The organism is Planctomycetota bacterium (genome assembly GCA_026387035.1).
In the GTDB taxonomy this organism is placed as follows: Bacteria; Planctomycetota; Phycisphaerae; order FEN-1346; family FEN-1346; genus JAPLMM01.
Genome location: JAPLMM010000303.1, coordinates 1 through 1726, shown reverse-complemented (window position 1 = coordinate 1726; position 1726 = coordinate 1). Strand labels below are relative to the sequence as shown.

Annotated in this window: 2 protein-coding genes; both read left to right on the top strand. The window is 65.4% G+C overall.

Features of this window, described 5'->3' with window-relative positions; translation table 11 throughout:
• Positions 1-481 (top strand): YggS family pyridoxal phosphate-dependent enzyme (locus NTX40_11440; GenBank protein ID MCX5649687.1); only part of this gene is annotated, 481 nt, incomplete at its 5' end.
• Between the two features lie 334 nt (positions 482-815).
• On the top strand, positions 816-1568 hold the full coding sequence (locus NTX40_11435; protein ID MCX5649686.1) for a tetratricopeptide repeat protein: 753 nt from the start codon (positions 816-818) through the stop codon (positions 1566-1568).
• The last annotated feature ends 158 nt before the right edge of the window (positions 1569-1726 follow it).

Here is a 1726-nt window from a genome sequence, read left to right as displayed (position 1 = left end):
CGAACTCGCCGACGCGCCCGTCCGCTGGCACATGATCGGCCGACTCCAACGCAACAAGGTCAAGTACGTCGTTCCCGCCGCCATGATCCACAGCGTCGATTCCGTCCACCTCGCCGAGGAGATCTCGAAGCGTGCCCAGGCCGCCGGCACACGGGCGACGTGCCTTTTGGAGGTGAACGTGAGCGGCGAGGAGGCCAAGGGAGGCGTCGCACCCGCCGAGGCCCCGCGCGTCGCCGACCGCATCGCCGCCCTTCCCGCCCTCGACCTCGTGGGCCTGATGACCATGGCGCCCCTCGCGGACGATCCGGAGACGGTCCGGCCGGTGTTCGCGGCCCTGCGCGAATGCCTCGCGCGCATCAACCGCACGGCGGACCTGCCTGCGGCGCTCACGGAACTCTCGATGGGCATGACGCAGGATTACGAGACGGCCATCGAGGAAGGCGCGACGATCGTCCGCGTCGGCACGGCTTTGTTTCGATAGGCCGTGTTTCAACCGCAAAGAACGCAAAGCACGCAAAGGACAGCAGAGATTGGTGAACGGCAGTAACATTTAGCCGCACCGCTTGTCGAAACGCAGCGGAGACCCGCCGTAGCCCAAAGGGCGAAGGCTGGGCGGGACGAGTTATTCATCACGCGCGGCGAGTAACCTCGCCGGATAAATGTGGGCGCCGTTTGCAGTTCCCCTGTTCTGGCCGTCCTTTGCGCTCTTGGCGCCCTTTGCGGTTAATAAAACGCGTTGCGAATGGGCTTGCACGAATCGCCCGGACGCGGTAAAGTGACGCCCGCAAAAGGAACCGGCGAAAGGCGGTGGCGAAATGACGCGACGACGGCAGACGACCGTAATCGCTTTGCTCGGAATCGTGGGCCTCCTCGGCGTCGCCGTGGTGGCCGTCGCTCAACTCAACCTCCAGGAGGCGCTCCGGCAGTACGAGCAGCGGCTCGCCCAAATCGACAAGAACAACCCGAACGCCCTCTACGACCTGGCGAAGTGGTCCTACCAGAACGGCCTGAAGGACGAGGCCCTGAAACTCGCGATCGAGGCGAACGCCAAGGCCCCCGACGACGTCCGTCCGAAGTTCCTCGCCTGGGCCGTCACGGGAGCCAAACTCACGGGCGAAGAAACGGCCGGCGCGGAAACCCCCGCCGTCCCCACGATCTCGGATGACGAAGTCAAGGCCGTCTTCAAACGAGAGGGCGCGGAGGCGATGAACGGCTTCCGCCGGGTTCAGAGCGCCCTCATCTCCTCCTGCGCCCGAACGGGATGCCACACCGCGGGGAACCCCGATGCACCGTTCGTCCTCATCAGCCTCGGAGCCACCACCGACAAGACGCTCGTCCAGAACTTCCTCGCCATCAACAAGTACCTCGACCGCGAAAAACCCGCCGAGAGCCGGCTCCTCCTCAAGCCCTTCACCGGCGAACGCAAGCACCCGAAAAAGTTCTCCTCCGAGACCGACCCCGTCTTCCGCAGCATCAGCACCTGGATCGACACCCTCAAGACCGAGGGCCAAAGGCTTTGGGACAAGACGACCAAAGAACCCGCACCGGCCCCCTTCGAACAGAAATAGACTCGCCGCACAACGCCGCTTTTTCGAGACCCCCGCGCCTGAGGCGCGGGGGTCTGTCTTTTCCCCTCGCCACCCTGCCAGGGCTACGGCCCCTGCCGTGGCCCGCTGCGGTGAAGGCCGTGCCGCCTGCCCGCCATAGCCCTCTGCTTCGCCCTGCG